The 17,517-nt window shown below is 41.6% G+C and carries 12 protein-coding genes and 2 pseudogenes; 6 read left to right on the top strand and 8 right to left on the bottom strand.

Translation table 11 applies throughout. The features are described 5' to 3' along the window. Positions 1-45 precede the first annotated feature (45 nt). Positions 46-873, bottom strand: a complete 828-nt coding sequence (locus tag HBH39_RS10785; RefSeq protein ID WP_167678143.1) for a DUF2797 domain-containing protein — start codon at positions 871-873, stop codon at positions 46-48. A 186-nt stretch (positions 874-1,059) separates the two neighbouring features. Continuing rightward, a complete protein-coding gene (locus HBH39_RS10780; RefSeq protein WP_167678141.1) occupies positions 1,060-1,566 on the bottom strand; it encodes a glycine cleavage system protein R in 507 nt (168 codons plus the stop codon). A 192-nt stretch (positions 1,567-1,758) separates the two neighbouring features. On the opposite strand from HBH39_RS10780, the gene HBH39_RS10775 reads away from it, so the two are divergent. From HBH39_RS10775 to HBH39_RS10750, 6 genes and pseudogenes are all read left to right on the top strand, one after another. Then, positions 1,759-4,011 carry an ABC transporter permease subunit gene (locus HBH39_RS10775; RefSeq protein ID WP_167678139.1) on the top strand — a complete coding sequence of 751 codons (2,253 nt, stop codon included), beginning with the start codon at positions 1,759-1,761 and terminating at the stop codon, positions 4,009-4,011. A gap of 59 nt (positions 4,012-4,070) precedes the next feature. Beyond that, a pseudogene (gene pstA, locus HBH39_RS10770) lies at positions 4,071-5,728 on the top strand (phosphate ABC transporter permease PstA). A gap of 28 nt (positions 5,729-5,756) precedes the next feature. Beyond that, a complete protein-coding gene (pstB, locus tag HBH39_RS10765) occupies positions 5,757-6,575 on the top strand; it encodes a phosphate ABC transporter ATP-binding protein PstB (protein ID WP_167678137.1) in 819 nt (272 codons plus the stop codon). 54 nt (positions 6,576-6,629) lie between these two features. Further along, positions 6,630-7,339, top strand: a pseudogene (gene phoU, locus HBH39_RS10760) (phosphate signaling complex protein PhoU). A 108-nt stretch (positions 7,340-7,447) separates the two neighbouring features. Then, positions 7,448-8,041 carry a DUF502 domain-containing protein gene (locus tag HBH39_RS10755; RefSeq protein ID WP_167678135.1) on the top strand — a complete coding sequence of 198 codons (594 nt, stop codon included), beginning with the start codon at positions 7,448-7,450 and terminating at the stop codon, positions 8,039-8,041. A 67-nt stretch (positions 8,042-8,108) separates the two neighbouring features. Further along, positions 8,109-8,933 (top strand): substrate-binding periplasmic protein, encoded by an 825-nt coding sequence (locus HBH39_RS10750; RefSeq protein WP_167678133.1) that lies wholly within the window; start codon positions 8,109-8,111, stop codon positions 8,931-8,933. Positions 8,934-9,108: 175 nt separating this feature from the next. On the opposite strand, the gene HBH39_RS10745 is transcribed toward HBH39_RS10750, so the two are convergent. The 6 genes from HBH39_RS10745 to HBH39_RS10720 form a co-directional block, all read right to left on the bottom strand. Next, positions 9,109-11,733 carry a glycoside hydrolase family 3 C-terminal domain-containing protein gene (locus tag HBH39_RS10745; RefSeq protein ID WP_348272994.1) on the bottom strand — a complete coding sequence of 875 codons (2,625 nt, stop codon included), beginning with the start codon at positions 11,731-11,733 and terminating at the stop codon, positions 9,109-9,111. 14 nt (positions 11,734-11,747) lie between these two features. Beyond that, entirely contained in the window at positions 11,748-12,485 is a 738-nt protein-coding gene (locus HBH39_RS10740; RefSeq protein WP_167678129.1) for a DUF6445 family protein, read from the bottom strand. 9 nt (positions 12,486-12,494) lie between these two features. Beyond that, entirely contained in the window at positions 12,495-13,982 is a 1,488-nt protein-coding gene (locus tag HBH39_RS10735) for a tryptophan halogenase family protein (protein ID WP_167678127.1), read from the bottom strand. Positions 13,983-14,051: 69 nt separating this feature from the next. Continuing rightward, positions 14,052-15,086 (bottom strand): cupin-like domain-containing protein, encoded by a 1,035-nt coding sequence (locus HBH39_RS10730; protein ID WP_167678125.1) that lies wholly within the window; start codon positions 15,084-15,086, stop codon positions 14,052-14,054. A gap of 73 nt (positions 15,087-15,159) precedes the next feature. Next, positions 15,160-15,882: a SapC family protein gene (locus HBH39_RS10725; protein ID WP_167678123.1), complete on the bottom strand. Its 723-nt coding sequence runs from the start codon at positions 15,880-15,882 to the stop codon at positions 15,160-15,162. 18 nt (positions 15,883-15,900) lie between these two features. After that, complete coding sequence (locus HBH39_RS10720; protein WP_167678121.1) at positions 15,901-17,514, bottom strand: tryptophan halogenase family protein; 1,614 nt, start codon at positions 17,512-17,514, stop codon at positions 15,901-15,903. Positions 17,515-17,517: the final 3 nt, after the last annotated feature.

The following is a 17,517-nucleotide window of genomic DNA, read 5'->3' as shown; positions in this document are numbered from 1 at the left end:
GTCTTTTGAGTGAGTACATGAAAATAGGTAACCGGTGAAGACGATTTAAATCGTCACTTCTACTTCATAGGAACCAAATTTTCGGATATTGATGACGCCAGTATCAAAGATTAAATATTGACCTTTAATGCCTTGTAACACCCCTGTTACCTCAGGCACTTTATCAAAGTTATGTGATTTCACTTTTACTGGAAATTGTTCAATAGGATATAAGATAGTTTGCGCACGGCAATTATCTATATCTATACGCTCTATGGCCAAATCGTCATGCTCTTTTGCTATGGCATTAAGCTTATCTTCAATAAGCGGAATAAGTTGCTTGGCTTGTTCAACTAAGTCCATGTCTTCATTGTGACCTTTTAACATGGCTTGCCAATGGGTTTTATCATTAATAAATTTGGCTAATTCAATTTCAATTAACCCTGATAATTTTCGCGTTGCCACTTTAAAGATGGGGAGCCCTTGCGTCGCCCCTTGGTCTATCCAACGTGTAGGGATTTGATTGTGGCGAGTTATCCCCACTTTTAAACCTGATGTGTTAGACAAGTAAACATAATGAGGTACAAAACAATGACTTTGCGCCCACTCTGGCTCTCGACAAGTGCCTTTGTCAAAGTGGCAGGTTTCTGGCTTCATGATGCACATGTCGCAGCTCGCTAATTTCTGCATGCATACATAACAATGGCCTTGTGAGTAACTCTTTTTGGTTTTTTTACCACAGCTACAACAAAAAATATTGCCAGTATGAGTTAAAGTAAGCGTTTGACCTATAAGTGGATTTAGAGGTAATAAATTATCGCCTACGGGTAATTGGTATTGCACTTCATCGGTTTCGCTTAAGGTTGTTTTTAGTTTTGATAATGTTCCAAGCATGACAGATCCGGTTATTAAATACTGTGGGGGATTCTAGCAGATGTAGCATGACGATTGGGATGTAAGCTTAAGACTTTTCATTTTAAATAACAGTACCAATCAAGTTGGCATGTTAATACCCTAGATTACTGGAAATGCATCAAAAGATTGATATATTTCCAGTTGAATTTGGCTGGTTAAATTTGATTATTTAACCGATGGCATTTTATCTAACACCACATCATCTCCCATTTGATAAAGCTGCTCGGCGATTTGATCTTCTTGGTCAGTATCGGTTAAGCCTAAATGCATATTGGCTTTAAACAGTGCAACCCCAGTATGACTTGCGGTCTCATACTGACTACTAAACTGCTCGATATTAATCCCTAAGCCACTGAGTTTATTTGAAATATGTAGCACGATGCCGGGACGGTCATAAGCGACCAATTGATAATGGACTTGTTTAATCGGTTTAGCCGCAATTGATGCTTTTGAATAAGTTAACGTTAAGCCATCAATACACTCAAATGAATCTATCAGTTGATCCCAATTATCCGCAGGCACTTCAAGTTGTAATATAGCGGCAAAAATACCGTCAATATGACGCATTTCTGAATCTAACCAGTTGCCACCTTGACGACTCACAGCGTTGGCAATTTGTTCAACTAATCCTTTTCTATCAGGTGCTTGCAAAGTCACAAGATAACGCATCATAAATAATCTCTCCTACATCAAACTAAAGTGTTGGCTGTAACATTACTGTCATCTTGACGTCATATAATTGCAGCCACTTAAACTAGGTTGGTATGACTAAAACCTAGGTTGTCATCATTATTTATTGTTAACACAGTAAATTACACAATCAAAGCGCTAATTTGGCCAATTGATTAAATATAGAGGTTGTTAATGGAAAGTCAGGTAAGCCAGCCTGGTTCTACGGCAAAAAATCTATTAGTAGATAACTACGCTACCCGTAGAGCATTTAAGGATAAAGCAGCCCAAATAGGGGTTACAGTAGGCGGAACTATGGTGTTTGTCGCCTTGCTGTTGATATTTTTCTACTTACTATATGTTATTAAGCCTATTTTTGATGGTGCAGATATTCAGCCTGTAACAGCAGTAGAATTACAGCATACCGAAGTTGCCAGCCTGTTTGTGGGGAGTGATGAGCAAAATGAGGTGTTATTTCGGGTGGCGGTAGATGGTCAAATTGATTTTTACTCATCGGTCACTAATCAACATATTTCTACTTATAAAGCCGATTTACCTTTGGGTACAACGGTAACAAGTAGCGCTAAATCAAGTCCAAGTGAACAACGTTTTGCCTTAGGGTTAAGCAATGGGCAAGTCATGGTAATGGGCATTGATTTTGTTTTAACATACCCAAACAATCAACGTGTTATTACCCCAAAAGTTAGCCAGTTAGTAGAGCAGTCATTGGTGATTAATCCCAATGGGGCTATTTATAATTTGGTCTTTGATTATTCAGATGGCCGTATGACTTTTGCGTTTCAAAATGCGCAAGGTGTGTGGATGTTAAATCGCCAAGAAGGCGAAGAAAACATGATGACCGAAGAGGTGGAATGGACATCCTATGACGCTGTTATTGAAGACGCCCCACTAAAAGCGTTAGCCCCGTTAATGACGCCAGACCATCGTCAACTGATTTTAAGCGCTGAAAACAAACTCTACGTGTATGACATTCGTGATGCCGAATCGATTGAATTATTGCAGTTAATTGATATTAAAAACGCTAATGCAACCGTAACTCAGGTTAACCTTCTTGCTGGCGCAAGCTCGATTTTGGTGAGTTACAACAATGGGGTAATTCGTCAATACTTTCAGGTTAATAGTCCTAATGGCCGTTTATATCAACAAATTCGTGAGTTTGACGATATTGCCCCTGTCAGTGCGATGGCGATGGAGTTTTATCGTAAAAGTTTTGCCGTATTAAGCCCAGAGGGTGAGCTTACGCTGTTGTATACCACTAGCCAGCGTAATTTGTTTGATGAAAAGTTTAACTTACCTAACCCAGGCGTAATGGCATTTAGTCCACGGTCAAATGGATTAGTAATTGAGTCTGATAAAAAGCTGCATTTGTTTGGTGTTGAAAACAGTCATCCTGAAGTGTCTTGGAGTGCGCTATGGCAAAAAGTTTGGTATGAAGGCTACCCAGAGCCTAAGTATGTTTGGCAGTCAACCTCAGGATCTGACGACTTTGAAGCCAAATTAAGCTTAATGCCATTGGCATTTGGCACCATGAAAGCAGCATTATATGCCATGCTATTTGCTGTGCCACTTGCCATTGCTGGCGCCATTTATACCGCATACTTTATGACACCTAAAGTACGTAACGTGGTTAAACCTACCATTGAAATTATGGAAGCCTTGCCAACGGTTATTTTAGGTTTCTTGGCCGGTTTATGGTTAGCCCCGCTGATTGAAGACCATCTGCCAGGGATCATGATATTGCTGATATTACTGCCAATATCTATTTTACTGAGTGCGTTTTGTTGGAGCCAGTTACCGGGGCGATGGAAGCAGCGTTTACCTGAAGCATATCAAGAATTAATGCTGGTACCTGTTATTGTGTTTATTGGCTGGTTGTCATTTGCCATTAGCCCAAGTATTGAGATATGGCTATTTGATGGTAACACGCGCCAGTTTATCACTAACGATTTAGGGATCACCTTCGATCAACGTAATGCACTCGTTGTTGGTATTGCGATGGGCTTTGCGGTTATTCCTACGATTTTCTCTATTGCTGAAGATGCGATTTTCTCAGTGCCACGTCATTTATCAAACGGCAGTTTGGCATTAGGTGCCACAAACTGGCAAACACTGACGCGTGTTGTGTTACTGACTGCAAGCCCAGGTATTTTCTCGGCCATTATGATGGGCTTAGGCCGTGCTGTTGGTGAGACCATGATTGTACTGATGGCAACCGGTAACACCGCCATTATGGAATGGAGCGTATTTGAAGGAATGCGTACCTTGGCAGCAAACATTGCAGTTGAAATGCCAGAGTCTGCTATTGGTTCTTCGCATTATCGGGTGTTGTTCCTCGCTGCCTTTGTATTGTTTGTGTTTACCTTCTTTTTCAACACCATTGCAGAAGTAGTTCGTCAACGTTTACGTGACCGCTACAGTTCACTTTAAAGGAATGATGATGACATTTTATAACACAATTACAGCAATCGCCTTGAGAGGTTTGTGCAATGGGTAAGTGGTTTAAATCAGGTTCACCTTGGATTTGGATGACAGGTGGCGCGGTTAGTATCAGTTTGATTGCAGTATTAGGTTTGCTGTTACTGATTGCTTGGCGTGGCTTAAGTTACTTTTGGCCTGCAGAAATTTACCAATGGGAATTACAAGATCAGCAAGGTAATAAAAGTACCTTAATTGGTGAAATATATGACCGTGAAGAAGTGCCCACAGAGCGCTTAATTTCAGCAGGGCACAAATTTAACCAACATCCTGGTGAGTTTGTCGAGCGATTTTTGGTTAAAACCGGTAACCGTGAGTTTGTTGGATTAGATTTTCGCTGGATTTTAGCAACAGATATTGTTAGCAGTTCAACGCCTGCAGATGTCGCCAAATTTGAACGAACTAAAAATGGTAATTTTTATGGTTATCCTGTTGCGGTCATTGAAGACGGTCAGCGCTTATCACTAAGTGGTGAGGCAATTGAAACTTCGTTAATTGAACATATTGAACGTGCGGTGGAGATCTCAAGTGAGGCGCTGACATTACAAAAAAGAGATATTGGCACCATTAACTATGAGCTAGAAAGATTACGCCTTAAACAGCGTAAGTATGAGCTTGAAAACACTTTAACAGCGGAACGTAAAGCAGAAATTGCCGCACAAACCGAACAGCTTAATCAAGACTATTTGGTGCTAGAAGAAAAGCTGTTTGCACTGCGGGATGAGGCCGCGCGTGACTCAGTGATTATTCGTGATATGCGCGGTGAAGAAGTGGTGTTAAAGCTCGATTCGATATTAGATGTCAGCTATGTCAATCACATGAGTATTATCGCCAAAGTCGGCCATTGGTTTAAGGGACTAGGGCGCTTTGTCAGCGATGACCCGCGTGAAGCCAACACTGAGGGGGGGTGTTTCCAGCTATTTTTGGTACGGTTTTCATGGTGATGTTGATGGCCGTTATCGTTACGCCATTTGGGGTTGTTGCTGCCATATACCTGCATGAATACGCCAAAAAAGGCCCTATTACTAAAATGATCCGTATTGCGGTGATTAACTTGGCCGGTGTACCGTCGATTGTCTACGGGGTATTCGGTTTAGGCTTCTTTGTGTACATGTTAGGGGGATCACTCGACCAACTGTTTTACCCTGAAGCCTTGCCAGCACCAACCTTTGGATCGCCTGGGGTCATTTGGTCAGCATTAACCTTGGCTATTTTAACCTTGCCTGTAGTGATTGTATCGACAGAAGAAGGCTTAAGTCGAATTCCAAGTGCTGTGCGTCAAGGCAGTTTAGCCTTAGGGGCAACCAAAGCTGAAACCTTGTGGCGTATTGTGATACCAATGGCTAGCCCTGCGATTATGACAGGTCTGATTTTAGCGGTCGCAAGGGCGGCTGGTGAAGTGGCACCATTAATGTTAGTGGGTGTGGTCAAGCTAGCACCGACACTGCCAATTGACATGAACTTTCCGTTTGTGCATTTAGAACGTAAGTTTATGCACTTAGGCTTCCATATTTATGACGTAGGCTTTCAAAGTCCTAACGTAGAAGCTGCACGTCCTTTGGTATATGCCACTTCGTTTTTACTTGTCTCTGTGATTGTTGCGCTTAACTTAACCGCGATTAGCGTGCGCAACCATTTACGTGAAAAATTCCGTTCGCTAGAACATTAATTAGCGATATCCTGAGGAAAATAAACCAATGATTTCGATTGATAGCTCAAATATGCCAACACAAGCAGTAGATTTAGATAACCTACCCGCGCAGGATACCGCGTTAGAAATTCGTAACTTAGATTTACGATATGGTGATAAACAGGCACTGTTTAATGTGTCGATGAAAATTCCTAAAAAGCAGGTCACTGCATTTATTGGCCCAAGTGGTTGCGGTAAATCAACACTATTACGTTGTATTAATCGCATGAATGACTTAGTTGATATTTGTAAAATTGACGGTGAAATATTACTCCACGGTCAAAATATCTATGACAAAAAAGTGGATGTTGCCGCACTGCGTCGCAACGTTGGTATGGTATTTCAGCGTCCAAATCCTTTTCCAAAGTCTATTTATGAAAACGTTGTTTATGGTCTTCGTCTGCAAGGGATTAATAATCGTCGTGACTTAGATGAAGCTGCTGAACGTTCGTTACGCGGCGCGGCCATCTGGGATGAGGTGAAAGACCGCTTACACGATAATGCCTTTGGCTTGTCGGGTGGTCAGCAGCAACGTTTGGTGATTGCACGCGCGATTGCGATTGAGCCTGAAGTGTTATTGCTTGATGAGCCAACCTCGGCACTTGACCCCATATCAACCTTAACTATTGAAGAGTTAATTACGGATCTAAAACAACAGTTTACGGTTGTCATTGTTACCCATAACATGCAACAAGCGGCGCGGGTATCTGATCAAACCGCCTTTATGTATATGGGTGAGTTAGTTGAATATGCTGACACCAATACAATTTTTACTACGCCTAGAAAGCGTAAAACAGAAGATTATATTACCGGTCGTTATGGTTAATCTTGTCGGCACACAATACTCGGTCAACGCATCGTCAGTTTAAGGTTGTAAAACATGGAAAAAATGAATTTAAACAAGCATATCTCAGGTCAATTTAACGCTGAACTTGATGGTATTCGTAACCGCGTACTCGCCATGGGTGGATTAGTTGAGCGTCAACTAGAGCAGTCGTTAGATGCGTTAGCAGGACTTGATGCAGACTTAGCTCGTAGTGTGATTAAAGGCGATCATAAAGTGAATGGCATGGAAGTGGCCATTGATGAAGAGTGTACCCGCATCATTGCTAAGCGCCAGCCAGCAGCAAGCGATTTACGCCTGATTTTAGCGATATCAAAAATCATTACCGATTTAGAGCGAATTGGTGATGCCAGTGTGCGTATTGCAAAAGCCGCTGTTGATAAGCGTGCTAAAAGTCAAGAGCCACTACTGGTAAGTATTGAAAGCATGGGGCGCCATGCAACTCGTACTTTGCATTCTACCTTAGACGCATTGGCGCGAATGGACGCTGACCAAGCGTTAGAGATCCATAAAGAAGACGCTAAGCTTGATAAAGAATATGAAGGCATTATTCGTCAATTAATGACCTACATGATGGAAGATCCGCGCTCTATCCCGGGGTATTAGATGTACTCTGGGCTGCGCGAGCGGTTGAACGTGTTGGTGACCGCTGTAAAAATATCTGTGAGTACATTATTTACTATGTAAAAGGTAAAGATGTCCGTCATACCTCATACGAAGATATGGAAAAAGATTTGGGTTTATAAAGCAAATCATTGTTGGTTAATTAAAAACGCCTTAAGTTATCGCTTAAGGCGTTTTTATTTGCTCTAATACGTGATTAGCACGATACCTGTACACAATGTGAGAAATTGATGAAAAAAACCTTAACCCGTGGATTAATGAACTTATTGCCTATGGTGTTATCACTGTGGCTATTTTGGTCGTTATTTATCTCGTTAGATGGCTTAGGGCGCTTATTATTCGCGCTTGTTGGTCTTGATGAGTTATATATCGGCGCGGGTTTTATGCTAGTGGCAGTCATTGTATTTATTGCAGGTTTGCTTTTTTCTGTCAGTCCGATAGTGTGGTTATATGGTTGGCTTGAACGTCAATTAATGAAGTTTCCATTATTTAAATCGGTTTATGGCAGTATTCGAGATATTGCGGGCTTGATGAATCGAGATGGAAAACCTAAAACTCAAAAAACCGTGCTAGTCAAACAAGCTAATGGTGGTTATGTAGTTGGGTTTATTATGAGTGATGAAACACCCAGCCCGTTAACTCAAGCGCTACCAGAAGGCGATTGGGTGCCAGTGTTATTTCAGTTAAGTTATCAAATGGCTGGGGTAACGACGTTAGTAAAACGTGAAGAGTTAATTGCGGTTGATTGGTCATTTGAAGATGCAATGCGGTTTAATTTAACCGCTGGGATCTCAACATCGAACAAGGCTAAACCAAAAAACTAGTGCATTAGTTTATGTAGTAGAAAAGCACATCCAGTAAACAGGTAAAATCACGATAGGGATATTCAGATTGAAACATACACACACTTTTACAAAGTGGTGCCAACGCTTATATTGCAATGCATTGGGATTAAGTTGCTATGCACTGGCATTAAGCTTGGTTATCTTATTGTCTCAATCTTTTGTGAATAAGGTTTTTGCCAATGAGAATGCTGCTGAACAAGGGCCACACACGCAAAAGCAATATCACTTTGTGTCAGTGGAAAACTCATCTGTTCAAACCATTGGTAAAATAGTTTTTCAGCAAATTTGTTACAAAACCCAACTTAATTGTTATGTCGACATGTTACCCGCACCAAGAGCAGAGCGGCGCATGCTTGATGCTGCGACTAGTGGCGAAGTGATGAGAGTGTGGAGTTATGGCGTCGATAATCCACAATTTTTACGAGTACCAACCCCTTATTATCATATTCAAACCGCGATGATAGTTCGTGGTGATAGTGGTTATAACATCACCCGAGTCGAGGAGCTTGCCCCATTAACCATTGGTGCATTGCAAGGTGTTAAGCATAGTCAACAGTTTGCCTTGATGGGGGCCGAATTGATCTATGCGTCTACCACTGAGCAACTGTTGAGGCTGTTAACCAAAGGACGTATTGATGTTGCCATTACAACTTACACCGATGGGTTAGCTGTGATGATGCGTATGCAGGCTGATCACCTCGCTATGCTGCCAACCATACTTAGCCAGCATCCAACTTATGTTTATATACACCCCAATTACGCACATCTAGTGCCCATTTTTGATGATGCTATCAAAGCACTCATCGACTCTGGTGAGATAAATACCATGACAGCACAAGCTGAAGAGATGATATTTAGTGAGATGCGGTGATGAATTGCAGTTGATCTTTGAAGGTTGTTTATAGAGGGGATAATTTATAATCTATTCTTGTTAAATCAATCGAAACTAGCATAAAAACAAAATAACTCATTGATTCAAATAATTTTGCCACCTGTCGCTAAGTGCGTTGACAGGTGGCAATGTAGTTCAACAATGTTTAGGATATTTATCCTTTATAATCAAATGTCTTTTTTAATCTTATATCATCTAACGCTGAACCAATCATTATTTCAAATTGGCCTTTTTCTGCAAACCAATCATTGCTGTTAATATCCCAAAACGCTAAATCTCGTTTGGTTAGCGTGAAAGTAACAGTTTGGGTTTCGCCAGGTTTAAGCCAAACCTTTTTAAAGCCTTTTAACTCTTTTAGTGGTCTTGGGACGCTGGCTTTGACATCACGTAAATATAATTGTGCCACTTCAGCTCCAGCTATTTTACTGCTGTTGCTGAGTTTGATTGAGACTTTCACAATGGCATCGTTTTCTAGCTTATCCTCTGACAGGCTGATATCACTATACTCAAACTGGCTATATGACAAGCCGTGACCAAAGGCAAACTGAGGCTTAATATTTTGTTTCTCAAACCAGCGGTAGCCAATAAACACACCTTCGCTGTATAAAGACTCGGAAGCATTATAATCATTAAGGGCAATTGGGGCCGTATCACTGAGTTTTTTAGGTAAGGTTATGGGCATTTTACCGCTTGGATTCGCATCACCAAATAAGATGTCTGCATAAGCATGGCCTGCTTCCATGCCGCCGTACCAGCCCCAAAGTAAGCTGTTTGCTTGGTCGGCCCAAGGCATTTCAACGGCTGAGCCGCCAATCATCATGACGACTGTATTGGGATTTGCCTTTAATAATTTGGTGATAATTTCATCTTGCTGGCCGGGTAATACCATATCAGGGCGGTCAATGGCTTCTCTATCATCGGCATGACTTAAGCCACCAAAATAGAACACAACATCAGCGCTTTTGGCTGCTGCAAGGTATTCTTGTTCACTGTTATACAGGCTGTTTGGTGTTTCCCAGCCTAAAGTGACTTGTTGGTTGCCTTGGTAACGTAAACTCACTGCGTAAGTTTCACCTGCCGTTAGGTTAGTGGGTTGGCTAACGATTTGGCTAGATTTGGCATTGGTGCTGCTGATCAGTGGCTTATCATTTATATATAAACTTATTTGACCATCAGCTTTAATATTAAAGCTATGATTACCACTTTCGAAAGGTTTGATATTTGCTTTAATCTCAATTATTTGATTGTTATTTTTGGCATCAAACTGTGGATCAGCTATCCAAGACTCGCTAGTGATCTGATCCATGTTTTTGTCAGCAAAGTAATTGATTTGCCATGAAGGAGTACCAGTCCAGTGACGAGTGGTTAAATAGTCATTTGGGATTGGCATAAACTGACTGCTAGCCGGACGCATGACTCGGATGTTAACTTTATCACCCAGTTTGGCCTTTAGGCCATCAAGCGGAGTAATTTCGTATAAGGATTTCACCTCTGATGAACCACCGCCGAAACCATGGCGTTTGTCTGCATTGGGGCCTAAGACTAAAATATTACTCATTTGCTTAGCATCGAGCGGTAAAAGCTGTAGAGTGTTTTTAAGTAATACCACGCCATTAGTGGCAATGGTGCGAGCATTATCACGGTGAGCTTGAGTATTACGCTCACCAGATAACCTCTGTTTGTCCATCATACCAATACTAAGTTGCACCCTAAGAATACGCTCAACCTTGTCGTCTAAAACAGCTTCAGGGACTTTACCTGCTTTGATCATCTTCAGTAATGGTTGAGCCATAAAGTATTCATCATATGACGCCACATCAGTGCCCATTTCAATATCAAGGCCGTTCATTGCAGCATCATAGGTGTTGATATCAACATTCCAGTCGGTGAGTAAAACCCCTTGATAGGCCCATTCACCTTTTAGAATATCTTTTACAAGGTGTTTGCTTTGATTGGCATTTGTGCCTCTAAACTGATTGTAAGCGCCCATAATTGCATGAACGTTTGCTTGTTTTACTGCAGCTTCAAACGCAGGTAAATAGACTTCACGCAAGGTACGTTCATCCGGTTTGGCATTTACCCCAGTGCGATTTAACTCTTGGGTATTGAGTGCATAATGCTTAACTGTCGCGCCAACATCATTAGCTTGAATAGCTTTAATGGCTGGCACCACCAGTGAGGCGGCCAAGTAGGGGTCTTCACCCATATATTCAAAGTTACGTCCATATAAGGGCAGACGAGCTAAATTAACCCCAGGTCCAAGAATTAAGTCTTTATTTCGATGCCGTGCTTCAGCGCCCAATACATTACCGTGTAGGCGAGCCATGTGTGGGTCCCAACTCGCTGCGACCGCAGTTAAAGGCGGTAAATAAGTGGAGTGATCGTTTGTCCACCCACCAGGAGCCCATGAGTTACGGTCGATTTCATAACGCACGCCGTGAGGGCCGTCCGACATCCACATCTCATGAATGCCTAGGCGCTCAATGGCAGGAATATGAAATTTACCGGCTGCGTGTACTAGTGAGACTTTTTCTTCTAATGTCAGTTGTGGAAGTAGCCTTGCTATTTCACTTTCTACTGAGCTAATACGGTTACCAATACGTTGTTTCTCTGTATCCGGTAATACCTTTAGTGCGTGGATGGTTTGTTCAGTAATAGGGGGATGAGCTGCAGCACACTGAAAAATAAAACTTGAAAAGCCGATAACCGTTGTGAGCAGAAGCTGTTTTGTAAGCGCTTTCTTTTGGGTTGTTGATAATATAGATTGGCTGTGTTGCATGATCCACATCCTTGTTATTTAAAGTTAATAAAGATATTAGCTGTTAGGCGGCCGGTGCTGGGATTGTCGTCAATATCGTTTTCAAGACTGACTAAGGTGGAGTGCAATAAGCTCCCCGGATAAATGACTAAGCGATTAGGTCGATATTCAATTTCGTGAAAGATATCGTAATGATTATCGCTATCGGTAAAATATTGAGGTGTATCTTTTTGGTGTTCCTGTAAAAACGATGTGGCGGCTTCAAAGTAATGCGCCATGTTAGACTCATCAATTCGCTCTAGTCCGGTACTTTTATGCCTAAAAAAGGCGGTATTCCCGTGCGTGCCATTATTTAAGTAATGCAAAATGGCAAAGTGGTAAGGGTCTGGGGTGTCAAAATGTGGTAATCGCTGCAATGGCATTAAGCTTTCAGGTTGTTGATTAATTAATGAAAAAACCCACATTTGTGGTTTGAGCTGTAATTGATGAGGCACGTTATAAACATCATAAATTAGCTGAAAGATGTGATTGATTACTTCTATCACATAGAGCCGCGGTAGGAGAGAACGGACACCTGGATAATACGAGCCTTCATCAGGCTCATAATGGGCTTTGTGACAGGCATAATCTACTAAGTGCGTTAGGTCATCGGCAAAATCGTCAATCACAATCACAGGGGTTTTCTCGTTGCCGACATAGATGACCTGCGGCTTGATATAAGAAATTGATATCAAGGCGTCAGGTATGGCTGTTTGAGGCTGTGATTGTGTCATGGGCAACCCTTAGATCATGTTTGACTTACAATAATGGTTAATAAAATCAGTATGCGGTGGTAGAGTATCTACTTTCCGTTTTGCTGTGGTTTTGATGTTATTTAAAAAGTTGCTTAACTCGTCTTTTTCCATTACATCCACGATAGGGTGATACTCCTTTGGCATAATACCTTGGCCCATCATGACTTGGATCCACGAGCTTTCACCAAATAACTCATTGCCATATTTGTAGACTTTGCCTGATTGGCTAAACATATCAATTCGATGCTGAAGTGATGCTGGAATTGGCATATTTTTACAGTAGCGCCAAAAGCGTGAATCTTCACGGTCGGTGACTTTATAATGCAAAATAATAAAGTCGCGAATGTTGTCCATTTCCAATTTGGTTTGTTGGTTAAATTCATTAATGTCAGTTTGGTCGATCCCTTGTGATGGGAATAACTGCATTAATCTAACAATACTGCGTTGAATTAAATGGATGCTGGTGGACTCTAGTGGCTCTAAAAATCCCGATGACAACCCAACTGCGACGCAGTTTTTGTTCCAATGTTGACGACGGGTGCCGGTTTTAAATTTAATCACACGTGGCTGATTAAGCGGTTTACCTTCAATGTTGGCCAGCAAGGTCTCGATAGCTTGATCATCACTCATGTATTTACTGCAAAATACAAAGCCATTCCCTGTACGTGTTTGTAATGGAATGCGCCACTGCCAGCCAGATTCGCGAGCAATTGAACGGGTATAAGCAAGTGGTTTTTCAACTGATTCTGTTTGTACTGCAATTGCGCTATCGCAAGGTAACCAATGGCTCCAATCATCAAAGCCAGTATTCAGGGTTTGCTCAATTAATAATGCCCTAAATCCGGTGCAATCAATAAATAAATCACCTTCAATTAATTCACCGTTTGCGAGCTGTAACGCTTTTATATAGCCATTGGCATCATGTTGAAGCACATCGGTAATTTTACCTTCAATACGTTTTAGGCCGTTTTCTTCAGCTATGTTACGAAGGAATTTGGCATAAAGACTGGCGTCCATATGATAAGCATGGTTGTAATCTTGATTGGGTAATACGGCAAAACGGCCTTGACGTGCGGCTAAGTGCTCAGTGCAATAATCGCCAATTTCACTCACTAAACCTTGTTGTTTACCTTTAAGCCAAAAGTGTTGAAAACCACAAGCCCAGCAGTCTTTTCCTAAAAAGCCGAAGGAGTGTAAGTAATCTTTGCCGACATCGTGCCAGTTTTCAAAATTAATGCCTAATTTAAAGGTGGCATTCGTTGCAGCCATAACATCTTGTTCTTTTAGGCCCAATAAACGATGGAAAACATGTAAGGTTGGAATTGTGGCTTCACCTACGCCAACTGTGCCTATATCGTCAGACTCGACTAACACCACTTCAATATGCTTACCCATGAGTTTACTCAGTGCTGCACCAGCCATCCAACCTGCAGTACCGCCACCGGCAATCACGACTTTTTTAATAGCTGAGTTCATATTTAATTCCTTATGCGCTTTATCAATATCGGTTTAAAATATTGTTTTTATTGATTAAAGTTGTGTGAGTTAGCGTTTTAATTTATTGGTTAAATCTGAGCGAATTTTACGTGCATTAAGTTCATCTAATGGTTTAGTTAGCATGCCTTTTGCTGTATCGGGTATATGTTGTTCATCAAGATCGTCATGGTCGAAAATATAATGTTCAAACATGGCTTTCCACGCTTGGCGTTGTGCTTTAGGCAGCGAGCGTAGGCTTAAGATACTGTGTAATAGTGCATTATTAGGGCGGCCTAAAAAGGCTGGGGTGTCGCGCCACCAATGGGTGATTAACACATTAAAATCTTCTATTCCACGCACATGGTGCCACCACATACTAGGGATAAATAGCACATCACCGGGTTCAAGTTCCGCAATCAATGAAGCCTGCATTGCCTGCTCAAATTTAGGAAAACGGGCTAAATCCGGTTCGTCAAAGTTGACCATACTGATCTCTTGTCCACCAGGGGCAAACTCCATTGGGCCGATATATAAATTGCCAATTTGTTCAGGTGGAAACAGGGTAAATGTGCGTTTACCGACCATATTGCAGGCAAGGTTAAGCGGAAAATCAAAATGGGCAGCTACCCGAGTTTGATTGCCTAACCAAATGTTGGTCATGGGGGAGACGTTATCCAGTTGAATGCAGTTATCTGCGGCCATTGTTGGAAAATGCTGCTGAATATAAGTTGACCCCATATACACACCCGCAGGTTGTGACTTGGTACTCTCTTGTTTCAACGTGGTTAATATTTGCTGTAAATCTAACCGACCAGCTTGATAGTTAAAACCTGTCACATCATGGTTATAAAATACACGGCCTTTATGCTCTGGCGCCACATAATAAGCTGTTACCGGCTCACCCACATTATGTTTGAGTAAATAGTCCATAGCAGCTTGATTTGATTCAAGTCCTGCTTTTACTAACGGAAAGTGCAGGCATAACCCCTTGAAAATCATTGGCGTATCAGCATGCTGAATACGTGAGTAAACATCAGCAAGGGTGCAGTCCTTGACTTCAACCACCGGGGTGCTTGCTGATATTGGCTTATGTTTAGGGGTCATTGGCTGCCTGCTTTTCAATGTAACTGTTCACGCTTGTTATCGATTATTATTGTGTTATTGAATTCGATAAGGTTTAGATTTGAGCATTTTTACGGTCAAGTAAATTACGCACATTTGATTGTGATGCCATGGTCATATAAATGGCTTGTAAGTAGCCTTTTTGATGTAGGCTGGCTAAAACATCAGCTGATAGCAGATTAAGTTTTTCTTCATTGATGGTATAAAACCCAATCATTTGATGTTTATTACCATTATCAAGCTCAATATCTAAGGTGAAGGACTCAAGTAAATCGTGCTTAAGCAAGGTGTCGATAAATGTTTTGCTGTCGTTTAATCCTTGGTGGATAGCGCCAAGCATGTCACCGACTTCATCTAGATATTCAGTATTACCTCCAAATGGATGAAATAGCGGTACACCTTCAGTTTGGCTCACCCGTGGGTTGTCGATATCAATATGAATGACATGTTGCTGTTGCTGTATACCGTCTTCTTGAAAGGTTTGTAAACCAATTAAAAATGGCTGGCGACGAACTGTTAATGGAATATAAGAAGCTTGCCAGCCTTGGTCTGATAAAAATAAGTTTTCACCATTTTTGAAGCCAAATAATGCAACAGAGTGAAATTGTCCGGTAGCGGAATCTTTTTGAAAAAAGATAGGGTAATGAGCTTGTACACTTCTAAACTCTAGCGGGAAGGTAACACTAAACCATAAGTTATCACCGTATTTAGCTGAGCGTTCGGTGATGATTTTTAAATCTTTATGTTCAACGCTATTAAGTAATACATGTTGAGGCATGTTTAGGTCCTATAGTTGTTATATTTTGGCAAAGCCGTAGGTTGTTAATTTATTTAACAGCTCGCGGTTGCTCGGTAATATTTGGCTAAGTCGCTGCGCTTTTTGGCTGTTTTCAGTAAAAAGTTGCTGCGCTTGTAGTTTCATTGATGGCTTTAATTGCTCAGGCTGCTGAGTATCAAATTGCATGCCGTATAACACATACTGGTAGCTTGCCGCCGGAAACAGCATTTCTCGGTATATAAAGTCATGTTGATTAGGTGCTTGATAGCGCCATAATTCCAGCTGCTGCTTTAAAGCATCAGGTATTGAGCTTTCATTACGATGATCATGCCAATAATCACTGTCACTGCGGTGGCTGATAACATAATGCAATTTTAAAAATTCGATAATTTGCTGCCAATGCTGCTGGAACTGCTGATTTACTCTTTTTGCAATGCTATCCATGGTGTGACGATTGGCTGGTAATTGATTCGCAACCGCTTTGGCTGTCCATTCGATTAATGCTAATGCCGAGGCTTCAAGTGGTTCAATAAAGCCCGCTGCCATACCAATAGCAACACAGTTATTTTGCCAACACACTTGTCGATGACCAGGGGCAATATTGAGTTTGCGTGGGTTAATATCTGCGGCTTTATCACCCAATGCTGGGGTTAAATAATCAATAAGTTGAGTTAAAGCTTGGTCGTCTGAGGTGTGTGACGATGAATATACATGGCCAACACCGCGTCGGCTTGGTAAGCCAATATCCCAAATCCAGCCATGAGTTTGCGCCGTTGAGTGAGTACAAGATGCGATAGGGCTTTGTGGGTCTGCGTATGGCACTTGTATGGCTAGCGCTGAATCATTAAACAACACTGCTTTTTGGCAGATAAACGGAACTTTGAGAGTTTGCCCGATTAGCAATGCCGATACGCCGCTGCAATCAATAAATAAATCGGCATCTATTTCGCCATGTTGTTTTGTCATCACATGGGTAATATCCCCGGCCTTAATATTGGGCAGGTTATCTTGTTGTGCCACATTGATACTGCTGACATGATCAAGCACATGATTGACTCTTAGTTTTTGAGTACAGTGCTGTTGTAATAATGCACTGAACTTAGCGGCATTTAAATGATAACCATAGTTATTGATAAAGCTGTATTCCGCGGTTGTAATCTGTTTGGGGGCGAGTGACAGTTTACTGATAGCATCTTGTTGGCATACCGCATCAGCAAAGCTGACTTGTTGTTGGTAAGGTAACCAGTACGGTGCAATGGCAAATTGTGGCTCACCAATGGGTAAACTAAAAGGGTGTAAATAGCTGTGGTTAATGGGTAAGTTTGGTTTTGAATCTTGGCTGGTTTGCCAATTAATAAATCGTGAACCTTGTTTGAAGCTGGCATCACAGCTAAGTAAAAATTCAGTTTCAGAGATACCAATTTTTTGCAGGGTAGAGCGCATGGATGGCCAAGTACCTTCTCCAACTCCTATTGGAGCCACATCGGGTGATTCAATCAGGGTTATATCAAGTTTTGGCGAAGGGGATAAATGGCCGTTATCGGCATTGTGTTCGGCAGCCAATAAACCCGCGGTAATCCACCCCGCGCTGCCGCCGCCGACGATAACTATCTTGGTGATCGCTTTTTGCATCTA

This window comes from Shewanella aestuarii, assembly GCF_011765625.1.
Taxonomy (GTDB): Bacteria; Pseudomonadota; Gammaproteobacteria; order Enterobacterales; family Shewanellaceae; genus Shewanella; species Shewanella aestuarii_A.
The sequence above is the reverse complement of the archived record's forward strand: the minus strand, read 5'-3'. Positions and strand labels throughout refer to the sequence as shown.